This is a genomic window from Synergistaceae bacterium, assembly GCA_017540085.1.
Taxonomy (GTDB): domain Bacteria; phylum Synergistota; class Synergistia; order Synergistales; family Aminobacteriaceae; genus JAFUXM01.
This window is the reverse complement of the sequence record JAFYBQ010000005.1, coordinates 1-18,878: the sequence shown is the minus strand read 5'-3', so window position 1 is coordinate 18,878 and position 18,878 is coordinate 1. Positions and strand designations below refer to the sequence as shown.

The following is an 18,878-nucleotide window of genomic DNA, read 5'->3' as shown; positions in this document are numbered from 1 at the left end:
GCAGTGTCATTCTGACGATGAGGGGAGCTTGTGATGACTGCGCTGTGCCGGGGTAGACGTTCGATATTACCATTGGCCTTGTGATGGCCTGAGACGGTGAGCGGTCCGGGTTCTGCTGGAACATGAACGACTGAATGACGGTATCATACTTGTTGCGGTCATTCTGCCTGGCGATGTTGAAGTGAAAAGTTTTCCACTCGGCTGTGTCATTGCCGGACTGGTCAGCGGTCTTAGTGTCAATATAGGGTGTCATGTTTTCGTTGACGATAGTATTCACGCCTAAATTCGGTGTGGAAACGTCAAAGGCGATTGCCTGAGATTTCATGCTCATGTCGAACTGCCCCGCACCATTTGACAGGACGAGAAAGAATGTCTGCAAATTTCTGTCATTAACCGTAGTGTTTGAGTTTCCCGAAATGACATCAAGCCTTGCAGTACCCGATGAAAGCAAATCGGCTGAAATTCTGACTGCCTCGGAGTAAGACGCGCCGAAAGTTTCGCCAGTGTCATTGATGACCATCCATTGAGTGCTAACCCCGCTCGGCCCTTGAAGGTCGTCAAACTGGTAATCAGCGAAAGCCATTCCCGCCGACATAGTAATGAAAAATGCTGTGAATAGAGTTAATCTGCGTAACAAGGATATTGCCTCCCTTAAAGATTTATTTTCTGAGTGTATAGTTTTTGTGAATATAGCCTCCTGTCTTTGTGCTGTTGATACTGCCTTCCCTGTCGATTTTCCCTGCCTCCCCTGCCGGAGTTCTTGCCTCCCCTGCGTAAGGGGAGGTGCCTGAAAGGCGGAGGGGTCGCTGACGGAGGGGTCGTAGGGGTCTAAGATTTATTCCTGTGAGACCTTGCGCTCCTGCGTGAAGCTCTTTGTGTCGTTGCTGATGATGATGCCGCCTCCTGTCTTTGTGTCCTGCGTGAAGCTCTTGCTGATTTTCTCTCTTCTGATGACTGCTCCGGTGTTGTCGGTGTATCTTCTCTGTTTAGTTCCTCGTCTGTTGGGACTGGGACGGCTACAGGCTCCGGCTTTTTCTTTGGCTTGAACGCCCTGAACATCAAATCCGCCGTAATCATGCTGAGACATTTTACGGGGTTTTCCATTGCGTAGTGTGAGAAGCACCCGATAATCTTTCGCGCCTCATCAGAATATTTTCTTTCCTCAAGAATGAATGCCAGCTCATCAAGAGCGATAGCGGCGACAGCGTTATATGACGGAAGCGAGTTAATATCCACTGCGTATTTTAGCCTGAAGCCGGAAATATTCCCCTCAGTGAGGAACAATCCGCCCCCTTTCCCGTCCGAAAACTTTTCCATGAGAATATCGGCAAAAGTCCGCGCAGTGTCAGCGCATTCGGATAGCTGTTTTTCTGTAGCGTTAAAATGTTTCTGAGCCTTGTACAGTTCAACCGCTCCCAGTAACATATAGGCGTAATCCTCAGCCGTAGCGGTGATATAAGCCTTTCCGCCCGTCCAAACTCTGAGCCATTCGCCCCCTTTGGCGTGAAAGTTTTTCGTGATGAACATTGCGGTGCGTTCAGCGATGTCTTTCCATTCGGGTACGTCAAACGACACAGCCGCGTGGGACAAAGCCGCGATAGCCAGCCCGTTCCAATTCATGAGAATTTTGCTGTCTGCTGACAGTGGATAACGCCTGTCCCTGTAGTCCAGCAATATTTTCCGAGCCTCATAAAGCCGTGAAGTAACTTCCTCCCCTCTTAGGCCGTAGCGTCTTGCCAGCTCCGTAACGGTAGAAGCCTCGTACAGAATATTCCACGACATCTGAGACCCCGCCAATTCACTGCCGAAATTGCCCGACGGTAATACAGCGTAAGCCGCGCAGAATAGTCCTGTGTCGCCTTCCGGGAGAATGGATTTTATTTCGTTCTCGTTCCACAGGTAATAGCGTCCCTCACCTTCAGGCGTATCGCCGTCAATGGCTGACCTGAAGCCCTGCGAGAAAGCATCGCCGTCAGCAAAATATTTAGTGAGGCAGAAAATAATATCCTCAGCGAACATGCGTAAGAATGGAGTATCATTATTCCGTCTCATCATTGAGGCCGTCAACAGTAGCATAGCATTGTCGCACAATAGCTTCTCGAAATGCGGAACAAGCCACTGCTCATCAGCCGAATACAGCGAGAACCCTCCGCCGAGATGGTCATGAATACCGCCCCGCCACATTCGCCGCAAAGTAATATCAGTCATAGTAGAAGCGTCTGACTTGTCGCGAGTGCTTGCTGAAGAGTTTTCTGCCGACTGTCCCGCGAGGAATAATAGTTTGTCATGCTCCGGGAATTTCGGCCTGTCCCCGAAACCGCCCCAGCGTATGTCGAAAATTGACCGTATATCATCAAGCGCAGTGTATGCGGTGAATTTCCCTATTCTGCCGCCTGATCTGAATTTTTCCCCGGACAATATATCAAGCCTTTCTTTTGCTGACTGCTGAAGCTCCCTTGCGGCTCTGTCGACATCATCGCGCTGAACTGTCCACAGCCATTTTATTCGCGGCATGATTTCGGTGATGCCTGTCATCTGTCCCATAGTCCTTTTTGGGAGCCAAGTTAGGCACATAAACGGCAGTCCTTCAGGTGTCATAAAAATGTTGAGGGGGTAACCTGCGCTCCCGTTCTGAACTCGGCAAATCTCCATCATAAGCGCGTCAATGTCGGGATATTCTTCCCTGTCGACTAGGACGGGAATGCAGACATCATTAATCATTCCTGCGGTTTCAGTGTCATTCCAGCAGTCGCGGCCCATGACCCTGCACCAGTGATTAGAGCTGTAGCCTATGGAGAGGAACACCGGCCTGTCCTCAGCTTTAGCCGTCGTGAAAGCCTCCCTGCACCAAGTGAACCAGCCCACCGGGGAAGAGGCGTAACGCTGAAGGTATATGCTTGCTTCTCCCGAAAGATGATTGACGGGGACAAAGTTTCTTTTCTTCTGAACGAGTCCCGGACGTGAATACTGCGGTGTATCCTCTGTATATTCGCCGTAAGCCGCAAGAGGCCCTGACGTGTTTATGAGCGAGTTATGATAGGGCATCCTGCTTGATGATGTCTATGATTTCGGATAGTGTGTCGATACTTTTCCACGCGCCCAGCGTCATGAAGTCGTCATGAGTGAAGTTGCCTGCGGTAATGCCTATTCCCCTTACGTGAGCACCGATAGCCGTAGCGATGTCAATATCAGCGTCGCCAACGTAGACAGTTTCAGACGGAGGAACGCGCAAATCCTTCATGAGAGCGTCCATCATGGCCGGGTCAGGCTTGTAGGGCAAATGTCCGTAAGGCTCCTCAGCCCCTACAATGCGGTCAAAAAGAATGTCAAGCCCGGTGTGTTTCAGAGCGTTTGACGGATGTTCGCGGTTCGACAGGACAGCCAGCTTTACGCCCATACTGCGGAGAGTTTTCATTGTTGAGACTGTATCCGGGAAAGGCCGTATCAATTCGCGTTCGAGCCTTTCTGCCTGAGACCTGTACAGCCTAATCCATTCGGGGCGGTAGTCTCCCAGTAGCCCCTCGCAGAATGTCGGAATAGGCGTAGCAATGTACTTCATTGTGAGTTCGTGCGAGACTTCCGGCAGTCCTTCATGCCGTGCAACGTAATTGAACCCTTCCATGATGGCATAAGAGCTGTCTACGATTGTCATATCATGGTCGAAAACTGCAAGCCGTATCATGATATTACCTCCTGAAGCTGTTACCCATGTTTCGGAGTGTGTCGTTTCGTGTCTGTGTTGCCTGCTGAGACTGCATACCCGGTGTTGCCCAATATGCTTTAGCGCGTGAATACATAGAGCTGACCCAGTTAATTCCGAACCAGTCAAGAATGACAGTAACGCCTAGGAACAGCCACACTAACACGGCCAGTACAGCAATAATCCTCAGCGAGGCCGATATAGTTCTGTCTGCTGACTGCTCAAGCTGTTTGATTTCGCGCTCTGCCTCGTTTTTCTCATCGCGGGACATAGATTTTTCCTCGCGCCTAATCCTGAAGATTTGCCACAGGCTTGCCCCGCCCAAAGCCCATTGATACAGGCCGATAAGGAAGACAGTAGCACCGATAAAAGCGAAAAGCATACCCATAAAAATGCGCCTCCCTTTTCCGTGTGAAAACGTTTAGGATACTGCACATTATATTACACGAGACAAGCAAAAACCCCCGGCGGTGAGGTTAAACCGGGGGTATTATGTATCTTTGTGCGTTCGTGGCCTACTGAGCCTCGAATAATTCCTTTCCCACTCCGCAAAGGGGGCATACCCAGTCTTCCGGGACATCCTCCCATTTTGTTCCTGCGGCTACTCCGTTGTCGGGGTCTCCTGTTGCGGGGTCATAGACATAGCCGCATACCGTGCAGACGTATTTTGTCATCGTAATATTTCCTCCCTCTTTGAATTGCGTTAAATTATAGCATACCCGCTATTTTGCGAATGTCTGATAGTATCCCATTCCCAATATCAGCAGGATAATCAGCGGCACTACATAGGTGAAATATCCCCTCAAAGCCTGCGGGAACTTCAAGCCTTTTCCTGTGTCGGCCTCTGCTATGAATTTGTCCCATCCCCAGCCGTAGCGCGTAACGCAGAACATCAGGTAGACCAGTGCGCCAATCGGGAGAAGGTTGTTGCTGACAATGAAATCCTCAAGATCAAGAACGCCCGTTCCTGCTCCCAATGGCTGAAAGTCCGCCCACACATTAAAGCCTAACGCGCACGGTATAGAGAGCAGGATTATTGTTACGGTCATTACGGCAACGGCACTGTGTCTTGACATGTTGAACCTGTCCATGTAGCAGGCGACAATATTCTCAAAGACCGCCACAACGGTAGACAGAGCCGCAAAGCTCATGAAGAGGAAGAACAATGCGCCCCATATGCGCCCCTCCGGCATTTGATTAAACATGTTCGGGAGTGTAACGAATATCAGTCCCGGCCCTGCTCCCGGATTAATGCCGTAAGCAAAGCACGCCGGGAAGATAATCAATCCGGCCACGAGTGCAACAAAAGTATCAAGAGCCGTGATAATAACGCTCTCGCCGAGTAATGACCTGTCGCGCTTAATGTAGCTCCCGAAAATAGCCATTGACCCAATGCCGATGCTTAACGTGAAGAATGCCTGCCCTAATGCGTCGTAAAGTGTCCTGAAAAGGTGAGACAGTGAGAAATTCCCGGCCTCGTCCGTAATTATCTTGCTGAAATCGGGCTTGAGGTAGAACTCAATACCTTTCCCGGCTCCGTCAAGAGTTACAGACCTTACAGCAAGCGCAATCATGAGCAGTAACAGCCCGCACATCATAGTTTTTGTGATAGTCTCAACGCCGCTCTGAAGTCCTGCCCAGCATACCAGCGCACCGAAAATTATCACGACAGCCATCCAGAAAGTAAGCTCATAGGGATTAGCGAGCATTCCGCCGAAGAACGAGCCGACAGCCTCCGGGTTAAGGCCGTCAAGTTTCCCGGAGAAAGAGTAATATGTGTAGGCAATCATCCAACCGTTTACGACGGTGTAGAACATCATGAGGACGTAATTCCCCGCCCAGCCGATGTAGCCCCAGAGCGACCAGATTTTATGCTCCGGCCTGAGAACGAGAAATGACCGCGACATGCTCTGACCTGAAGCACGTCCCACTGCGAACTCCATAACCATAATGGGCATGGCAAGAAACAGCAGGAACAGTATGTAGATTAGGACGAAAGCCGCTCCGCCGTATTTGCCGGTGATGAAGGGAAAACGCCACACATTTCCGAGACCGATGGCGCACCCTGCTGACAGGAATATGAAGCCGAGCCTGCTTGCGAAAGTCTCACGTGTCTTTGTTGAGTTTTCCGGCATAAATAATAACCTCCTAATTTGCGAAAATTGCGAATGATTATATCATCAGGTGAAATGCGACCCCTCCGCCTTTCAGGCACCTCCCCTTTTGCAGGGTTGCGACCCCTCCGCCTTTCAGGCACCTCCCCTTTTGCAGGGTTGCGACCCCTCCGGCCTTCGGCCACCTCCCCTTTCGCAGGGGAGGCAGGAGTCCCCGGCGAGTCCCTCGTCCCCCCTGCCAATGGGGGAGGGAGAGGGGCAATGATTATTCCTCAATCACATATTTGATGTCCTTCAAGTGCCGCCACATTCCCGCACAGTCAAGCCCGTACCCTACTACAAACTTGTCGGGAATGCTGAACCCGCAGTAGTCTACATGTACTTCCGTTTTCCTGCGTTCTTTCTTGTCGAGGAGGACGCAGACTTTCAGGCTGTTCGGATTTCTCCCCTGCAACAGTCCGAGAAGGTGCGACAGTGTAAGCCCGCTGTCAATAATATCCTCAACGACAATAACATTTTTCCCCTCGATATTAGTCTTTAGGTCATGGAATATGCGAACGACCCCGCTTGATTTCGTGCTGTCCCCGTAAGACGCTACGGACATGAAATCAACCCTCACATCTAAATCCTCCGGCAGCTCCCTCACAAGGTCAGTCAGGAAAAATGCCGCCCCCGTCAAAATTCCTACGATGACAAGCGGCTTGTCTCTTTCGGCTTGGGACGCTATTTCGTCAGCAAGTGCTTTCACTCTTTTTGCGATAGTGTCGCGTGAGATTATGACTTCTCCGAGTTTGTACGACAAAAATAACTCCTCCTTCAGTGTATCAAATGCTGACAATCTTACTGCATGAAAAAATTTCGTCAAGAATTTCCGCCATGTCAAGAATAATCCCTGCCCCTGCCGCCTCATTAACGCCCAGCCTTGTGGCGCACTGCTCCGAGATGAGAATACGAACGTTCACGGCCTCAAGTTTCTTGAGAGTTACGCACAGCGGAGAATTATACGCGGCAATCTTCACAGCGGCATCGAGGAGCGCGATAATGTCGGGCTTTGTCTCAGCTTTGAGGAGCGACAGAAGAAACTTTTTCATGAACGCCGAATTAATGTCCCTGTTCCTGCCTGAGATTATTACACCTATAGCGGCGTGTTCCTCTTTTGCGGGCTTTTCTGCTGTAACTGCGGGAGTAACGGCGGGAGTTTTTGCTGACTGTGAGTCTTCTTTGCTGGCCGTAAGGTATAGTGTTCCGTCATCATCTTCAAGCATTACGGAATATCCCTGAGCCTCAAGAAATTTCCTCAGCGTCTCAGCCTGTGAGGGGCCGTCAACAAGAACCTTCACGCCGTCGCCTGAAGTGATAGCATTCTTTACGATAGTGAGAGCGTCGGAGGCTGATTTTCCTTCTGTAGTGATAGTGAGCATATAATCACCTAGAATTTTTTGCTGTATATTATAGCTGAGGAGTGATTGATGATGATGATATTTTCCGGGAACATGATATTAATCCGTGAAGGGTGTTATGATTTTTCTGACGGTGAAATCTCCGGGCTTGATGTGATAATGTCCTCGCGAGAACTGCCGGGAGTGTGGAAAAATCTTCCTGCGTGGCTTGACGTGAAAGAGCCTGCGAATCTTGCTGACGGTATGAGGCTTGTTACTCTGCGTGAATTGTGGCACATGGCCGGGGATAAAGCGTTCACGGTGGCATCCGGTGCATTACAGTTTGCTTCATGGAACAGATCCGCGCATTACTGCATAAAGTGCGGGGGGAAAATCTTTCCTCATTCAGACGATTACGGCCGGGAATGTGAGTCCTGCGGGGCAGTGTACTACGCGCCAATATCGCCTGCGGTGATTACGGCTGTGGAGAATGACGGGAAATTGCTGCTTGCCCATAATGCTGCGTGGCCTGATGACCGTTACAGCATTATAGCGGGGTTCGTTGAGCCGGGAGAAAGGCTTGAAGAGGCCGTAACACGTGAAATCCGCGAGGAAGTGAATATCTCTGTGAGGAACATAAAGTATTACGGCTCTCAGACATGGCCGTTCCCTAACTCGTTAATGTTGGGATTCACGGCGGAATATGAGTCGGGTGAAGTTTTGCCGGACGGAAACGAGATACTGAAGGCCGGATTTTATTCCCCGTCAGAAATCATGAATATGAATATCCCTGACGAGGCAAGCATAGCCCGCAGACTCATCGATAACTTTCTCAGAAAATTTTGTAGTTCTCGTAAATGAACCACTCAGGACTCTTAATCCCGTTAAGCTCAACAAATTCTGCGACTCTTTCCGGCACCTGCGACACTAAATCAATCTGCCTTGTGTCGAACATTCCCGCGTTTCCGAAAGCCATAACCCACTCCGACAGCGCAAGCCCGGTAATATACGGCGAGTTCACGAGGTCAGACAGCCCAGAGTCAACCCGCGCCAAGTCAACGCTGACCACAGGCACAAATTCCCGGAATAATTTATGCCAGTCTACCCCCTGCGGAATATCCCTGTCAGACGGCGCAATAAGTGCGGTACACGCGCCCCCGCTCCCGGAAAGCCTGACGCACTCAAACGGCGGAGTATGCCCGGTATACAGCCATTCGCCCGATGTCATTCCGCCGTCGGGAAGTGTCTCTAGCATGAGATTGTGAGCGAGACGGGCAAAAAGTTTCAGGCTCTGTTTACGTTCTGCGCCTAAGAGAATTATTTTGCGTTTCCCGGCCACAGCATTCAGCGAAAAGAAACGGGAGTAAAATTCTCTCTCACGCATTGACGCTATGAGGGACGACAGAATATTACGGCTCTGACTCTTGGGACTGATGACGCTTTCGGCAAATGTATACCCCGCTGTAATTTCCGGGACATTATGACCGTCAGCAAGAAGCCCGCGCAGTTTCCCCGCCACATCAAGAAGCCGCCACCGTGAAGACCCGCTGACCTCCCTGCGCGTTATTGCACCGTCAGCAATCTTCAGCGAACGCTCTGCCCTGAGAAGCAATGCCCGAATGTATGAGTCATTCCCTAAATCCGCGAAATAGTCTACAGCGTCCATGATGTTAGAGTCGCGCCAAGCCTGAGAGTTTTTGCTGTAGAAATTTTCGAGGGCGTTTTTTGCTGACACTGGTATGACATCGTAATCTTTGCCGCTGAATTTCTGCATGTCCTGACGTATCGCGCTTATGTCAGAAAGTATCTTGTCATGCGCCGAGTGTATTACCTGCCCTGCTTCCGTGTCGTCTCTCTCTAAGTCAATCTGCGACAGCACGAACACGAGTCTGTCATTCATGGCCGTAATGACTCTCAGGTAGTCATAGTCCGCCCCTTTAAGCCGCGCTCTTACGGGTGTAACGTAAATCATCATGTCGAGTTCGGGCAGAATGTTACGGAGTGCCGCCCCTCCTGACCCTGCAAGAGCGTCAAATCCGGGAGTGTCGACAAAGCATATACCTTCCGGGATAATTGCGCCGGGCATAGAGATTTCTACACGTGAAATGCCAGACCTGTTTCCGGGATTATGGCTCTCTGACGCAATGCCCTTCATGAATGAGGCTGTGAGATTTTCCCCGCTGATAGTGTCCGTGCGTCCGTCCTGATAGTGTATTTTTGCTGACCGTGATTCGCCTTCCCTGCATATTATTGGGATGTTAGTTGTTGCGCGAGTCTGTTCGGGAATGAGACGCTCCCCTAAAAGCGCGTTAAGGAATGATGATTTTCCGCTTGACGTTAATCCCGTTATGCCTATTGTGATTGAAGTCTCGCCCAGCGACCGCCGTAACGCCTTCAGCCTGTTGTCGCCCGTAAGGACATTGAGCGCGGAATTGATACAGTCCTCAAGCCGTGAGCGAATGACCGCCGCCCTGCTGAAATCTTCAGGGAGTGTGTGAAGCTCACCCCGCGCAAAAATTCTCCGCTGAATTTCCCGGCGAAGTCTGAGATTTTCCTGCTCCATGTCATGAATAAGCCCGGTGTCGCGCAGTGTCATTATGCCCTGTAGCCTTACGGCCTCAAGTATTCTAGCTCTTCCGTCATGGCCGGGGCATTCTATTGTGTCTCCTTCATTTGCTGACGAAAGCCACGCGGAAAGGGCTGTAGTTTCTGACCCTGTGAGTTTTACGGGCTTTCCGAATTTCCCCCGCTGAATAGTCGCGTAAAGCCGGAAATTTCTGTACTGACCGTCCCCGCAGTATAGCTTTCTAGTGATGGTAACTTCAGGTTCATTGCTGTAAATAGTGGCCTCGAACTTTGCGAGCTTTATATGATCTTCGGGGTGGCATAATTCGTACCACTGATCTAAAGTTTTCGGGCAAGTGGAAGAGTCAAGCCTCATAATGTTTAACAGCCCGGGCGAAAAATATATCTCCCTCGACGGAAATATGACGGTAATATCGTGTACATGAGGTGAGTTAGTGAAATTGTGTTGTTCAAATTCTTGCAGGCTAGTCATCAATGATACCTTCCCTGTAATTTTCACACATAATATCACGGCGGAAAATTTTGTATAATCATCGCACACTCACAGAAAGGGGCGGATTGAAATTACACGCTTGACATGGGCGGGCATTGACTGCCAGGAATTAGCGCAAAGATTCGGGACACCGTTATATGTTTTCGACACTGGGATAATTCGCGCAAGGTGCCGAGAATTGAGAGATACATTTCTTGACCGCTGGGAGAACACGAAAGTACGTTACGCGGGGAAAGCCTTTCTTATTCGTGCGATGGCGAAACTGATTCATGATGAGGGCATCGGGCTTGATGTAGTGTCGGAAGGGGAATTGTATACGGCGTTAAGCGCGGGATTTCCTCCTGAGAACATAGAAATGAACGGCAACGCCAAGAGCCGCCGCGAAATAGAGTACGCAGTAAAATCACGTGTAGGGCGGATAATAGTCGACCACCCTGACGAGATCACGACAATCAACGAATTTGCGGGCCGTGAAGGGATAATACAGCGGGTAATGATTCGTGTAGCACCCGGAGTTGACGCACACACGCACAAATACATAGCAACAGGAAGCACCGACTCAAAGTTCGGAGTGCCTGCGGATTCCCGTGAAGGCTCAATGCTAACTGAGGCGATAAAGTACGCGGCCAAGTGTGAGAATGTCGAGATGACCGGGCTGCACTTTCATGTAGGCTCACAGCTTTTTGACACGGACGACTACACGAAATCCATCGCCGTAATTGTCCGCCTCATGAGAGACCTTAAAGCCTCGCTGAATTTCGACACAAGGGAGCTTAACATGGGCGGCGGTTTCGGAGCTGTGAAGAATCCCTCAATCCCGGCCATGAAGTCAGAATACTACACGGACGCGATGATGAGGGCATTAATTGACGGGTGCAAAAGTTACGGGCTTGAAGTTCCCTGCGCGATTCTTGAGCCTGGCCGATGGATAATTTCAGAGGCGGGAATAACGCTGTACACCGTCGAGAATGTCCGGGAGCTGCCCGAAGTAACATACATAGCTGTTGACGGAGGAATGGCCGACAATCCCCGCTATGCATTGTATCAGGCAGAATATGACGCAGTGAAAGTTGATGATGTCGGCGGTGAAATATACCGTCCCTCGAACGGCGGCAAGGTCTCAATCGTAGGAAAATGCTGTGAGTCCGGGGATATTCTCATAGATGACGCGGAAATTCAGCGGGTAAAGGCCGGGGATATTATTGCGCTGTATAACACCGGGGCATATAACTTCAGCATGTCGAGCGGGTATAACTGCCTAATGCGGCCTGCTGTGATATTCGCGGAGAACGGGCAAGCGCGGATTGTGGCACAGCGTCAGACAATGGACGACATAATACGGGGTCAGGCGGTGTGAATTTCTGACGGCGCGGGATATACCAATTGACGCACATTTATCCCCCGCCTAAAATTATTCCCATCTCAAACACGAAGGGAATGACACACCATATTCACACCGGGAAATTTTCTGCTCCCTAATGTTGATGACATATCGCGCTGGGCGGTTGTTGCCTGCGACCAGTTTACGAGTCAGCCGGATTACTGGCAGAAAGTGAAAGACTATGCCGGGGCTTCTCCGTCAGCATTGAACCTGATACTCCCTGAAGCCTTTTTGACGAGCCTGAAGGACGACAACACGCAGGCCATCACAGGAATCACTGAGGCAATGAATGACTATCTCACGCAAAATATCTTCACCGAGTACAAGAACGCATATGTATATGTCGAGCGTGAAATGATTGACGGAACGACACGCCGCGGGATTGTCGGGCTTATTGACCTAGAGGAATACGACTACAGGCCGGGAACATCGCCCCTAATCCGCGCCACAGAAGAGACCGTTAAAGAACGAATCCCCCCCCGCAAAAATATCCGCGCAAATTCACCGCTTGAGCTTTCACACGTAATATTATTGTGCGATGATGAGAAGCGCGAAATAATAGAGCCTCTGAGCCTCGCAAAACATTCCATGAAGAAGCTGTACGATTTCGATTTGATGATGGACGGCGGACACATACGGGGCTGGCTTATCCGAGGGGATCACCGCCGTGCGCTGAACATGAGAATAGACTCCTACATAAAGCGAAAGAGCCGGGAATTGTCGCTGGTCTTTGCTGTCGGGGACGGTAATCACTCGCTGGCCGCGGCTAAAGCATGTTACGAGGACGGAATAACATCGCGCTATGCTATGGTAGAGCTTGAGAATATTTATGATGACGCAATAAAATTTGAGCCTATCCACAGAATCATTAAGGGGATTGAGCCTGACAAATTCATTTCTGACATTGAGAATAATATCTGCAAAGGGGGCGACTCATGGCCGATAACGTATTACGCCTCAGGCACAGAGGGAAAAATCCACATCAGCAAAACGGAAGGTGCTTCAGCGTTAATCGTATTGCAGAAATATCTTGACGCGGGAGAATATGAGATTGATTACATTCATGACACAGACGCATTGAGGGAGCTTTCGAATGTGCCGGGCTGTATAGGCTTTGAGCTTCCTGCGTTTGACGCGGACGCAAAGCGAAATTTCTTCCGTGTTATTTCCGAGAACGGGACACTTCCCCGAAAAACTTTCTCGATGGGTCATGCGACAGAGAAGAGATACTATCTTGAGGCGCGGAGAATCGTTTAATGCTTGCTGACTTGGGATTGCTTTACTGCGCTTTATTCTGGGGACTGAGCTTTCCCACAATGAAGATACTTGTCGGAATTTACCCGGCCTGCTGGCTTTTGTTCCTGAGATTTTCTGCGGGTTCGGCCATGATATATATATTCTTCCGCAAAAGGATTAATGCTTCATTCCGTCAAACCTTGAGGGGCGGACTCATTATCGGCTTTCTGTTGTTCCTCGCGATAACGACTCAGACAGTCGGCCTGCGCTACATAGGCGGGGGACGTTCGGCGTTCATTTCAGCGACGTATGTACTGATGGTGCCGTTCATGCTTTGGGCATTGCGGAAGAAATTTCCCGGCTGGCTGACGATAGGCGCGGCGGTCTTGTGTGTGCTGGGAATGTATTTGCTTTCGGGCGATGAGTCATCCGGGGCTGACGGGTATATAGGCGACATTCTGACGGTGATATGCGCCGTAACATTCGCGGTGCAGGCAATAGCGATAAGCCGTTACGCGCACGACTCTGACCCTATCGCGCTGAGTTTCGCCGAGTTCGTATCATTAGCGGCGGCTGCGTTAGTGTCGTCATTGATGTTCGAGTCCCCTGCGGAATATCTCAGTTACAGCGGTCTTGCGGAGCTGATATTCACGATAGTGTTCGTTACATTCGGATGCTACATGGTACAGGTAATCGCGCAGAAATACGCAGAGCCTTCACACGCCACAATCATAATGAGCCTAGAGTCAGTTTTCGGGCTGGCAAGCAGTGTGATTTTCCTGAATGAGACAGTAACAGCAAGAATGCTCACGGGGTGCGGGCTGATATTTATTGCGGTGTTTATCTCGGAATTGTCGCCGATACTCGCGAAAAGGAGATGACCCCCGGCCATGTTCCCGCACTTTCTCTCAGACACAAACTGGCTCGCTATACTGTCGCTGATTATTGCCAGCGCGCTATTGTCGGTGCTGGGCGATTATGTCGGCTACAAGTGGGGGAAAAAGCGCGTCTCAATATTCCGTCTCCGTCCAAAGAACACAAGCAGGCTCATCACGGCCATGACAGGAGGAATAATAGCGGCGGGAATAATTGCAGTAATGGCAGTATTGTCGCAGGATGTCAGGACGGCTTTATTCGGCATGAAAATTCTTCAGCAGCAATTGTACGACTCACAGTTTCAGCTAAACATGAGTCAGCGCGACACGGAGAACATGAGGGTCTCACTTGCGGAAACGTCAGCGAGTCTTGACCTTGCAGGGTTTGAGCTTGACACTATGAGGAACGATAAATTACTTCTTGAGCAGGAGAAACGCGAGCTTGAAGCGGCACTGCGGGTAATGCGGGAGGAGTCATCACAGCTTCGGCGGGAGCTGAAATCACTGCGGAACGAATCTATAGCCCTCAGCGCGAATATGTTGCTGGCTCAGACGGCATTCGAGGAAGGCTCATCGCGTGAGGAAATAATTTCGGGATTGAACGCCCTGAAGCAGAATGTGAAGCTGAATGTTCTTGAGCGGATTTCGGATCAGTCATTCACAAGGCTGCGGGATATTCCCATCGAATATGACGCGGGATCAGAAGAGGCAGTAATCACCGAGATATTGAGCGCGGATATTCGGCATTACGTCCGGGCATTGTCGGGTGAGAATTACACAGCCGGGGAAAATATGCGCGTTATGATTCGTCTTGAGACAGGAGCGAGCATTCTCACATACAGGGACGGGACTCCAGTCTACCGAAAGTTTGTCGACATGTCATCATCAAAGTCAAAGCCGGAGGATATACTTCACATATTTCTGCGCGAACTCAGGAACAAGGCCATCAATGACGGAATTTTGCCCGAACCTGCCACAAACAATGTCGGGACGCTCGACGGGGAAGCATTTTTCAGCGCGTCGGAAAAACTCAGCAGGATAAAATCTCCCGTGATAATCTCGGCTCTTGCTTCAGGGGATATTTACACTGAAGGCCCTGTAGTGATTAGTATATCGTTCGAGGAGTGAGAAATGAAACCGCATGTAATAATCTACACAGACGGAGGAGCCTCCCCGAATCCCGGCAAAGGAGGATGGGCGGCAATCCTCTATTCCCCCGAACACGACAAAGAGCGCGAGATTTCCGGCGGAGAAGTCAGCACGACAAATAACAGAATGGAGCTTACTGCGGCGATACGTGCGCTTGAGGCTCTGAAAGTCCCGTGTGAAGTTGACCTGCATACGGACTCGGCGTATTTGCAGAATGCATTTGTCAAACGCTGGATTCAGAAATGGAAGCGAAACGGCTGGCGTACTTCTGCGGGAAGTGATGTACTCAACCGCGATTTGTGGGAGGAATTAGACAGTCTGACTCAGATTCACCGGGTAAGCTGGCACTGGGTCAAAGGGCATTCGGACGATGAGCGGAATAATCGGTGTGATGAGCTTGTCCATATTGCGCGGGATAAATTATAGGCGGCTGGCTGAATATCTCCTCCATATGATTTGGCCGTCAAGCTGTGAAATATGCGGGCGAATCGGCGGAAACCCCTGCGAAATTTGCCGGGCTAGGCTCAGAAAAGCCGAAATACCTTCGAGGGTAATACCTTCACTTTTTGACGGTAATATTATTGTCAGGTACGCGGGAAAATTTACCGTATATTCAGCGGTCAGCTACCGTACAAATATCAAGAAAGTCATACATGCATTCAAGTACAAAGGCAGAAAAGAATTATGCGCTTCAATAGGAAGACACATAGCAGAAATATTCAGGACAACTGAAGCAGATTACCTTATACCCGTCCCCCTTCACATAAACAGTGTAAGGCACTATAACCAGTCAAGAGAAATAGCAAATGGAATGTGCGATTACTGGGATATAAAAATTCTTGACGTTGCTCAATGGACAAAGGAAATTCCCCGCCATGCATTACAGGCCATGAAAACACGCCGTGAAATGCCTCATGACGTATTCAAAATTACGGAGGACATACGCGGATTGAGAGTTGCGCTTGTTGATGACGTATTTACGACAGGCACGACAATGTTACGATTATATGAGGCTTGTGAAAAGGCCGGGGCTGTCGTGGTGTGCGGTTATACCATAGCGTCCGCTGGTGTGTATAATTCTGCCGGGTGATAAAACTTTGCAGAATAACAATAATCCTTCAATGGTACGTCATGCGGTCTTCATGATGGCGGGGACTCTGTTGAGCCGTATACTTGGTCTTGCGCGTGAAGTGTTAGTGGCGGCGTTTTTCGGAGCGACAAAATACATGGACGCATTCAACGTAGCGTATACCCTCTCGAATTTGGCGCGTCAGTTGCTTGCGGAGGGTGCATTATCGGCGGCGTTTGTGCCGGTTTTCTCTCAGGCACTCGCGAAAAGCAGGGAGAGTGCATTAACGTTAGCCCGTCATACAGCGACAGTATTATTATCAGCAACAGTTATAGTTGTGGGACTGGGAATATTATTCGCGCCCGGACTTGTGAGCGTAATGGCACCGGGATTTTCCCCTGAGAGCCATTCTCTTGCGGTTGAGCTTACGCGGTGGATGTTTCCGTTTCTTATCGTAATATCGTTAAGTGCGTTGACGATGGGCGAGCTAAATTCGTTAGGGTCATTTTTTGTCCCGGCATTGTCGCCCGCATTCAGCAATCTTGTTTTCATTGTTACGGCTCCGATATTCGCGGCGCGTTTCGGGGTATACGGTCTTGCGCTGTCAGTGTTATGCGGAGGGGTAGCACATTTCCTGACTCAGTGGCTTTACAGTTTCAGGCTGAATGCTGTGATTTATCCTGTTCGGCCTGACATGAAAGACCCGGAATTACGCCGTATCATGAAATTGTTTCTGCCATACGCGGCGGGCCTCTCCTTGAATCAGGTCAACCCGGTAATAAGCCGTATGCTTGGCTCATTTCTGCAGGAAGGAAGCATATCCGTCCTCAATTACTCAAACAGGATACTTCAATTGCCGCTGGGATTATTCGTGATTGCTATCTCTCAGGCTGTATTACCGCAGTTGTCGCGGGCGAAGGATGACGATGAATTTGTCGACACGCTGAAGCAGGCTGTGAGGTTCGCATTGTTCGTAGTGCTTCCGGCCTCGCTGGGAGTGATAGCGATTTCGGATGAGTTTGTTCACCTTGTGTTTGTTCGCGGGGAGTTCGGCGGTTGGGCGTGGTCTGCAACGTCGTCGACTCTTGCGTTCAGTATGCTGGGCTTGCCGGGTATGGCGTGTTCTACGGTAGTAATGCGCGCGCTATATGCCCTGTCAATGCCGCGTGAGGCGTTCAGGGTTACGGCGTTCAGCGTGGGGGCTACGGCGTTGTTGTCTGTGATTCTCGTTTGGCCGATGGGCTATAACGGACTCGCGCTTGCTCCGGGAATTGCGTTTACGCTGTCGGGGCTGTTAGGGCTGTACTATGTCCGGCGGAAACTGGGACGGCCTTTAGGGATATTCTCATGGCCTCTTGCGGGTGAGTATCTCGTGGCATTATCGGCGGTGTATTTTGCGGTGATAGCGTATCGGTTTGTGTGGCCGTATGATGTCTCTGCGGGGATTGGGATTCGTGCGCTGTGGATTCTGGGAGTAATTGCCGTAAGCGCGGGGATATATTCGGCTGTTACGGCGGTGCGGAAATTCGAGGAATGGAAATTATTGGGACAGGCATTCGGTAGGAAGAAGGACTGACCATCACTCGAACATTCCTGCGGCTTTGGCTAGAAGCTCGCGTATAGGCAGGTGCTGAGGGCATTCCCTTTCACATTTTCCGCACTTTATGCAGTCTGATGCCCTGCCGTGATTCTTTGTGTGAACGACATAGTAGAAGCCGAAACCTACAGAAGCCTTTCCGCTAATGTTATACTGCATTTTGTTGTTAATGCAGCCCATAATTTCCGGGATCGGAATATCTTTCGGGCAGACATCGACACAATATCGGCATGATGTACACTGAATCGCGTTCTGCTTCCTGATTATTTTCTTCACTTTGCCGAGTGCTTCAAGCTCTCTTTCGGTTAGCGGCTGAAAGTCTTTCATGAATGCAGTATTGTCCCTTACCATGTTAATATCATTCATGCCCGACAGAACGAGGACGACATTCGGGAAAGATTTTGCGTAACGTATAGCGTAACTCGCATAGCTTCCGCCGTGAAGGCCGTCAAGAATCCTTTTTGCCTCGTCAGGAAGATTCGCAAGCACTCCGCCTTTCACGGGTTCCATGACAAAAACGGGCTTTCCGAATTTTTCACAGACCTCGTAAACTTTCCCGGCCTGTATCACAGGGCTGTCAATATCGGAGTAATTAAGCTGTATCTGTACAAACTCTATTTCAGGGTGAAGGGTTAATATTTCCGCTAAGAGTTCCGGCGAATCATGAAAGGATATTCCTATGTGGCGGACTTTTCCGGCGCGTTTAAGCTCTATGATATTCTCAAACGCACGGCACCGCCTGTATATTTCGTTCCTGTGCTTTGATACCCCGTGAAGCATGTAGAAGTCAAAATATTTCACTCCGCAGGCTTTAAGCTGAGACTCAAACAGCGGCATAATGTCTTTTTCCTCACTGATGAAGTTATACGAAAGTTTGTCGGAAAGAATATAGCTGTCTCTGGGATAACGTTTCACAAGGCATTCGCGTATAGCCCTCTCGCTTTCTCCGCCTAAGTACCCGTGAGCCGTGTCGAAATAATTGAACCCTGCCGACATGAAAGCGTCTACCATTTCACTAATCGCGCTGATATTCACTCTTGCTTTTCTGCCGAATATCATTCCCAGAATCCGGCGTATAACTTTTTTGGCAAATATGCGGGGCGTTAATTTGTTCTGGGACTGAGTCCCCTGAAGCTGTCCCGGAGTCATTGAGGCATTTTTTCCGCGCCTGCCGGGAAGATAACGCGCTAACCTTATGTGAAGCGGCTGTGTCATGGAAAAACGCAGGAATCCGAAACCGAGACTTCCTTTTATTTCGGGAAAAGACAAACAATTAGGTGTGGTGTGGTGTGGTGTGGT

General features: G+C 50.0%; 18 protein-coding genes. 8 read left to right on the top strand and 10 right to left on the bottom strand.

The annotated features are described in order from the left end of the window. The 8 genes from IKQ95_00650 to IKQ95_00615 all read right to left on the bottom strand — a co-directional run. On the bottom strand, positions 1 to 637 hold a 637-nt coding region (locus IKQ95_00650; protein MBR4195203.1), incomplete at its 3' end, for a hypothetical protein. A gap of 191 nt (positions 638 to 828) precedes the next feature. Then, the gene (locus tag IKQ95_00645) at positions 829 to 3,045 is read right to left on the bottom strand and encodes a thioredoxin domain-containing protein (protein MBR4195202.1); all 2,217 of its coding nucleotides are present in this window, start codon (positions 3,043 to 3,045) and stop codon (positions 829 to 831) included. After that, positions 3,032 to 3,682 (bottom strand): HAD family hydrolase, encoded by a 651-nt coding sequence (locus IKQ95_00640; GenBank protein ID MBR4195201.1) that lies wholly within the window; start codon positions 3,680 to 3,682, stop codon positions 3,032 to 3,034. The genes IKQ95_00645 and IKQ95_00640 overlap by 14 nt, the downstream gene beginning before the upstream one ends. Before the next feature lie 4 nt (positions 3,683 to 3,686). Next, positions 3,687 to 4,088 (bottom strand): hypothetical protein, encoded by a 402-nt coding sequence (locus tag IKQ95_00635; GenBank protein MBR4195200.1) that lies wholly within the window; start codon positions 4,086 to 4,088, stop codon positions 3,687 to 3,689. A 127-nt stretch (positions 4,089 to 4,215) separates the two neighbouring features. After that, the gene (locus tag IKQ95_00630; GenBank protein MBR4195199.1) at positions 4,216 to 4,374 is read right to left on the bottom strand and encodes a rubredoxin; all 159 of its coding nucleotides are present in this window, start codon (positions 4,372 to 4,374) and stop codon (positions 4,216 to 4,218) included. A gap of 48 nt (positions 4,375 to 4,422) precedes the next feature. Continuing rightward, the gene (locus IKQ95_00625; protein MBR4195198.1) at positions 4,423 to 5,835 is read right to left on the bottom strand and encodes a sodium-dependent transporter; all 1,413 of its coding nucleotides are present in this window, start codon (positions 5,833 to 5,835) and stop codon (positions 4,423 to 4,425) included. Between the two features lie 244 nt (positions 5,836 to 6,079). Continuing rightward, entirely contained in the window at positions 6,080 to 6,616 is a 537-nt protein-coding gene (hpt, locus tag IKQ95_00620; GenBank protein ID MBR4195197.1) for a hypoxanthine phosphoribosyltransferase, read from the bottom strand. A gap of 22 nt (positions 6,617 to 6,638) precedes the next feature. Beyond that, positions 6,639 to 7,235 carry a hypothetical protein gene (locus IKQ95_00615; protein ID MBR4195196.1) on the bottom strand — a complete coding sequence of 199 codons (597 nt, stop codon included), beginning with the start codon at positions 7,233 to 7,235 and terminating at the stop codon, positions 6,639 to 6,641. 48 nt (positions 7,236 to 7,283) lie between these two features. Between IKQ95_00615 and nudC the strand changes: the two genes are divergently transcribed. Further along, positions 7,284 to 8,054 carry an NAD(+) diphosphatase gene (gene nudC / locus IKQ95_00610; GenBank protein MBR4195195.1) on the top strand — a complete coding sequence of 257 codons (771 nt, stop codon included), beginning with the start codon at positions 7,284 to 7,286 and terminating at the stop codon, positions 8,052 to 8,054. On the opposite strand, the gene IKQ95_00605 is transcribed toward nudC, so the two are convergent. Then, positions 8,026 to 10,134, bottom strand: a complete 2,109-nt coding sequence (locus IKQ95_00605; GenBank protein MBR4195194.1) for a dynamin family protein — start codon at positions 10,132 to 10,134, stop codon at positions 8,026 to 8,028. The genes nudC and IKQ95_00605 overlap by 29 nt on opposite strands. Before the next feature lie 217 nt (positions 10,135 to 10,351). Here IKQ95_00605 and lysA point away from each other — a divergent pair, with 217 nt between their 5' ends. From lysA to murJ, 7 genes are all read left to right on the top strand, one after another. Further along, positions 10,352 to 11,629 carry a diaminopimelate decarboxylase gene (lysA, locus tag IKQ95_00600; protein MBR4195193.1) on the top strand — a complete coding sequence of 426 codons (1,278 nt, stop codon included), beginning with the start codon at positions 10,352 to 10,354 and terminating at the stop codon, positions 11,627 to 11,629. A 90-nt stretch (positions 11,630 to 11,719) separates the two neighbouring features. After that, positions 11,720 to 12,910 (top strand): DUF1015 domain-containing protein, encoded by a 1,191-nt coding sequence (locus IKQ95_00595; protein ID MBR4195192.1) that lies wholly within the window; start codon positions 11,720 to 11,722, stop codon positions 12,908 to 12,910. Beyond that, complete coding sequence (locus tag IKQ95_00590) at positions 12,910 to 13,770, top strand: DMT family transporter (protein MBR4195191.1); 861 nt, start codon at positions 12,910 to 12,912, stop codon at positions 13,768 to 13,770. The genes IKQ95_00595 and IKQ95_00590 overlap by 1 nt, the downstream gene beginning before the upstream one ends. A 9-nt stretch (positions 13,771 to 13,779) precedes the next feature. After that, positions 13,780 to 14,892 (top strand): DUF3084 domain-containing protein, encoded by a 1,113-nt coding sequence (locus IKQ95_00585; protein MBR4195190.1) that lies wholly within the window; start codon positions 13,780 to 13,782, stop codon positions 14,890 to 14,892. A 3-nt stretch (positions 14,893 to 14,895) separates the two neighbouring features. Then, the gene (gene rnhA, locus IKQ95_00580) at positions 14,896 to 15,339 is read left to right on the top strand and encodes a ribonuclease HI (protein ID MBR4195189.1); all 444 of its coding nucleotides are present in this window, start codon (positions 14,896 to 14,898) and stop codon (positions 15,337 to 15,339) included. Then, the gene (locus tag IKQ95_00575; protein MBR4195188.1) at positions 15,284 to 16,003 is read left to right on the top strand and encodes a ComF family protein; all 720 of its coding nucleotides are present in this window, start codon (positions 15,284 to 15,286) and stop codon (positions 16,001 to 16,003) included. Before rnhA ends, IKQ95_00575 begins: the two co-directional genes overlap by 56 nt. A 31-nt stretch (positions 16,004 to 16,034) precedes the next feature. After that, a complete protein-coding gene (murJ, locus tag IKQ95_00570; GenBank protein MBR4195187.1) occupies positions 16,035 to 17,558 on the top strand; it encodes a murein biosynthesis integral membrane protein MurJ in 1,524 nt (507 codons plus the stop codon). 3 nt (positions 17,559 to 17,561) lie between these two features. On the opposite strand, the gene IKQ95_00565 is transcribed toward murJ, so the two are convergent. Beyond that, the coding region (locus IKQ95_00565) for an aldo/keto reductase (GenBank protein MBR4195186.1) at positions 17,562 to 18,878 on the bottom strand (1,317 nt) is incomplete at its 5' end.

Excerpts from the sequence above, each read along its gene's own strand:
- IKQ95_00645 (MBR4195202.1), bottom strand. The coding sequence starts at position 3,045 with ATGCCCTATCATAACTCGCTCATAAACACGTCAGGGCCTCTTGCGGCT.
- IKQ95_00640 (MBR4195201.1), bottom strand. The coding sequence starts at position 3,682 with ATGATACGGCTTGCAGTTTTCGACCATGATATGACAATCGTAGACAGC.
- IKQ95_00635 (MBR4195200.1), bottom strand. The coding sequence starts at position 4,088 with ATGGGTATGCTTTTCGCTTTTATCGGTGCTACTGTCTTCCTTATCGGC.
- IKQ95_00630 (MBR4195199.1), bottom strand. The coding sequence starts at position 4,374 with ATGACAAAATACGTCTGCACGGTATGCGGCTATGTCTATGACCCCGCA.
- IKQ95_00625 (MBR4195198.1), bottom strand. The coding sequence starts at position 5,835 with ATGCCGGAAAACTCAACAAAGACACGTGAGACTTTCGCAAGCAGGCTC.
- IKQ95_00615 (MBR4195196.1), bottom strand. The coding sequence starts at position 7,235 with ATGCTCACTATCACTACAGAAGGAAAATCAGCCTCCGACGCTCTCACT.
- nudC (MBR4195195.1), top strand. The coding sequence starts at position 7,284 with ATGATGATGATATTTTCCGGGAACATGATATTAATCCGTGAAGGGTGT.
- IKQ95_00605 (MBR4195194.1), bottom strand. The coding sequence starts at position 10,134 with ATGAGGCTTGACTCTTCCACTTGCCCGAAAACTTTAGATCAGTGGTAC.
- IKQ95_00590 (MBR4195191.1), top strand. The coding sequence starts at position 12,910 with ATGCTTGCTGACTTGGGATTGCTTTACTGCGCTTTATTCTGGGGACTG.
- IKQ95_00585 (MBR4195190.1), top strand. The coding sequence starts at position 13,780 with ATGTTCCCGCACTTTCTCTCAGACACAAACTGGCTCGCTATACTGTCG.
- rnhA (MBR4195189.1), top strand. The coding sequence starts at position 14,896 with ATGAAACCGCATGTAATAATCTACACAGACGGAGGAGCCTCCCCGAAT.
- IKQ95_00575 (MBR4195188.1), top strand. The coding sequence starts at position 15,284 with ATGAGCGGAATAATCGGTGTGATGAGCTTGTCCATATTGCGCGGGATA.
- murJ (MBR4195187.1), top strand. The coding sequence starts at position 16,035 with ATGGTACGTCATGCGGTCTTCATGATGGCGGGGACTCTGTTGAGCCGT.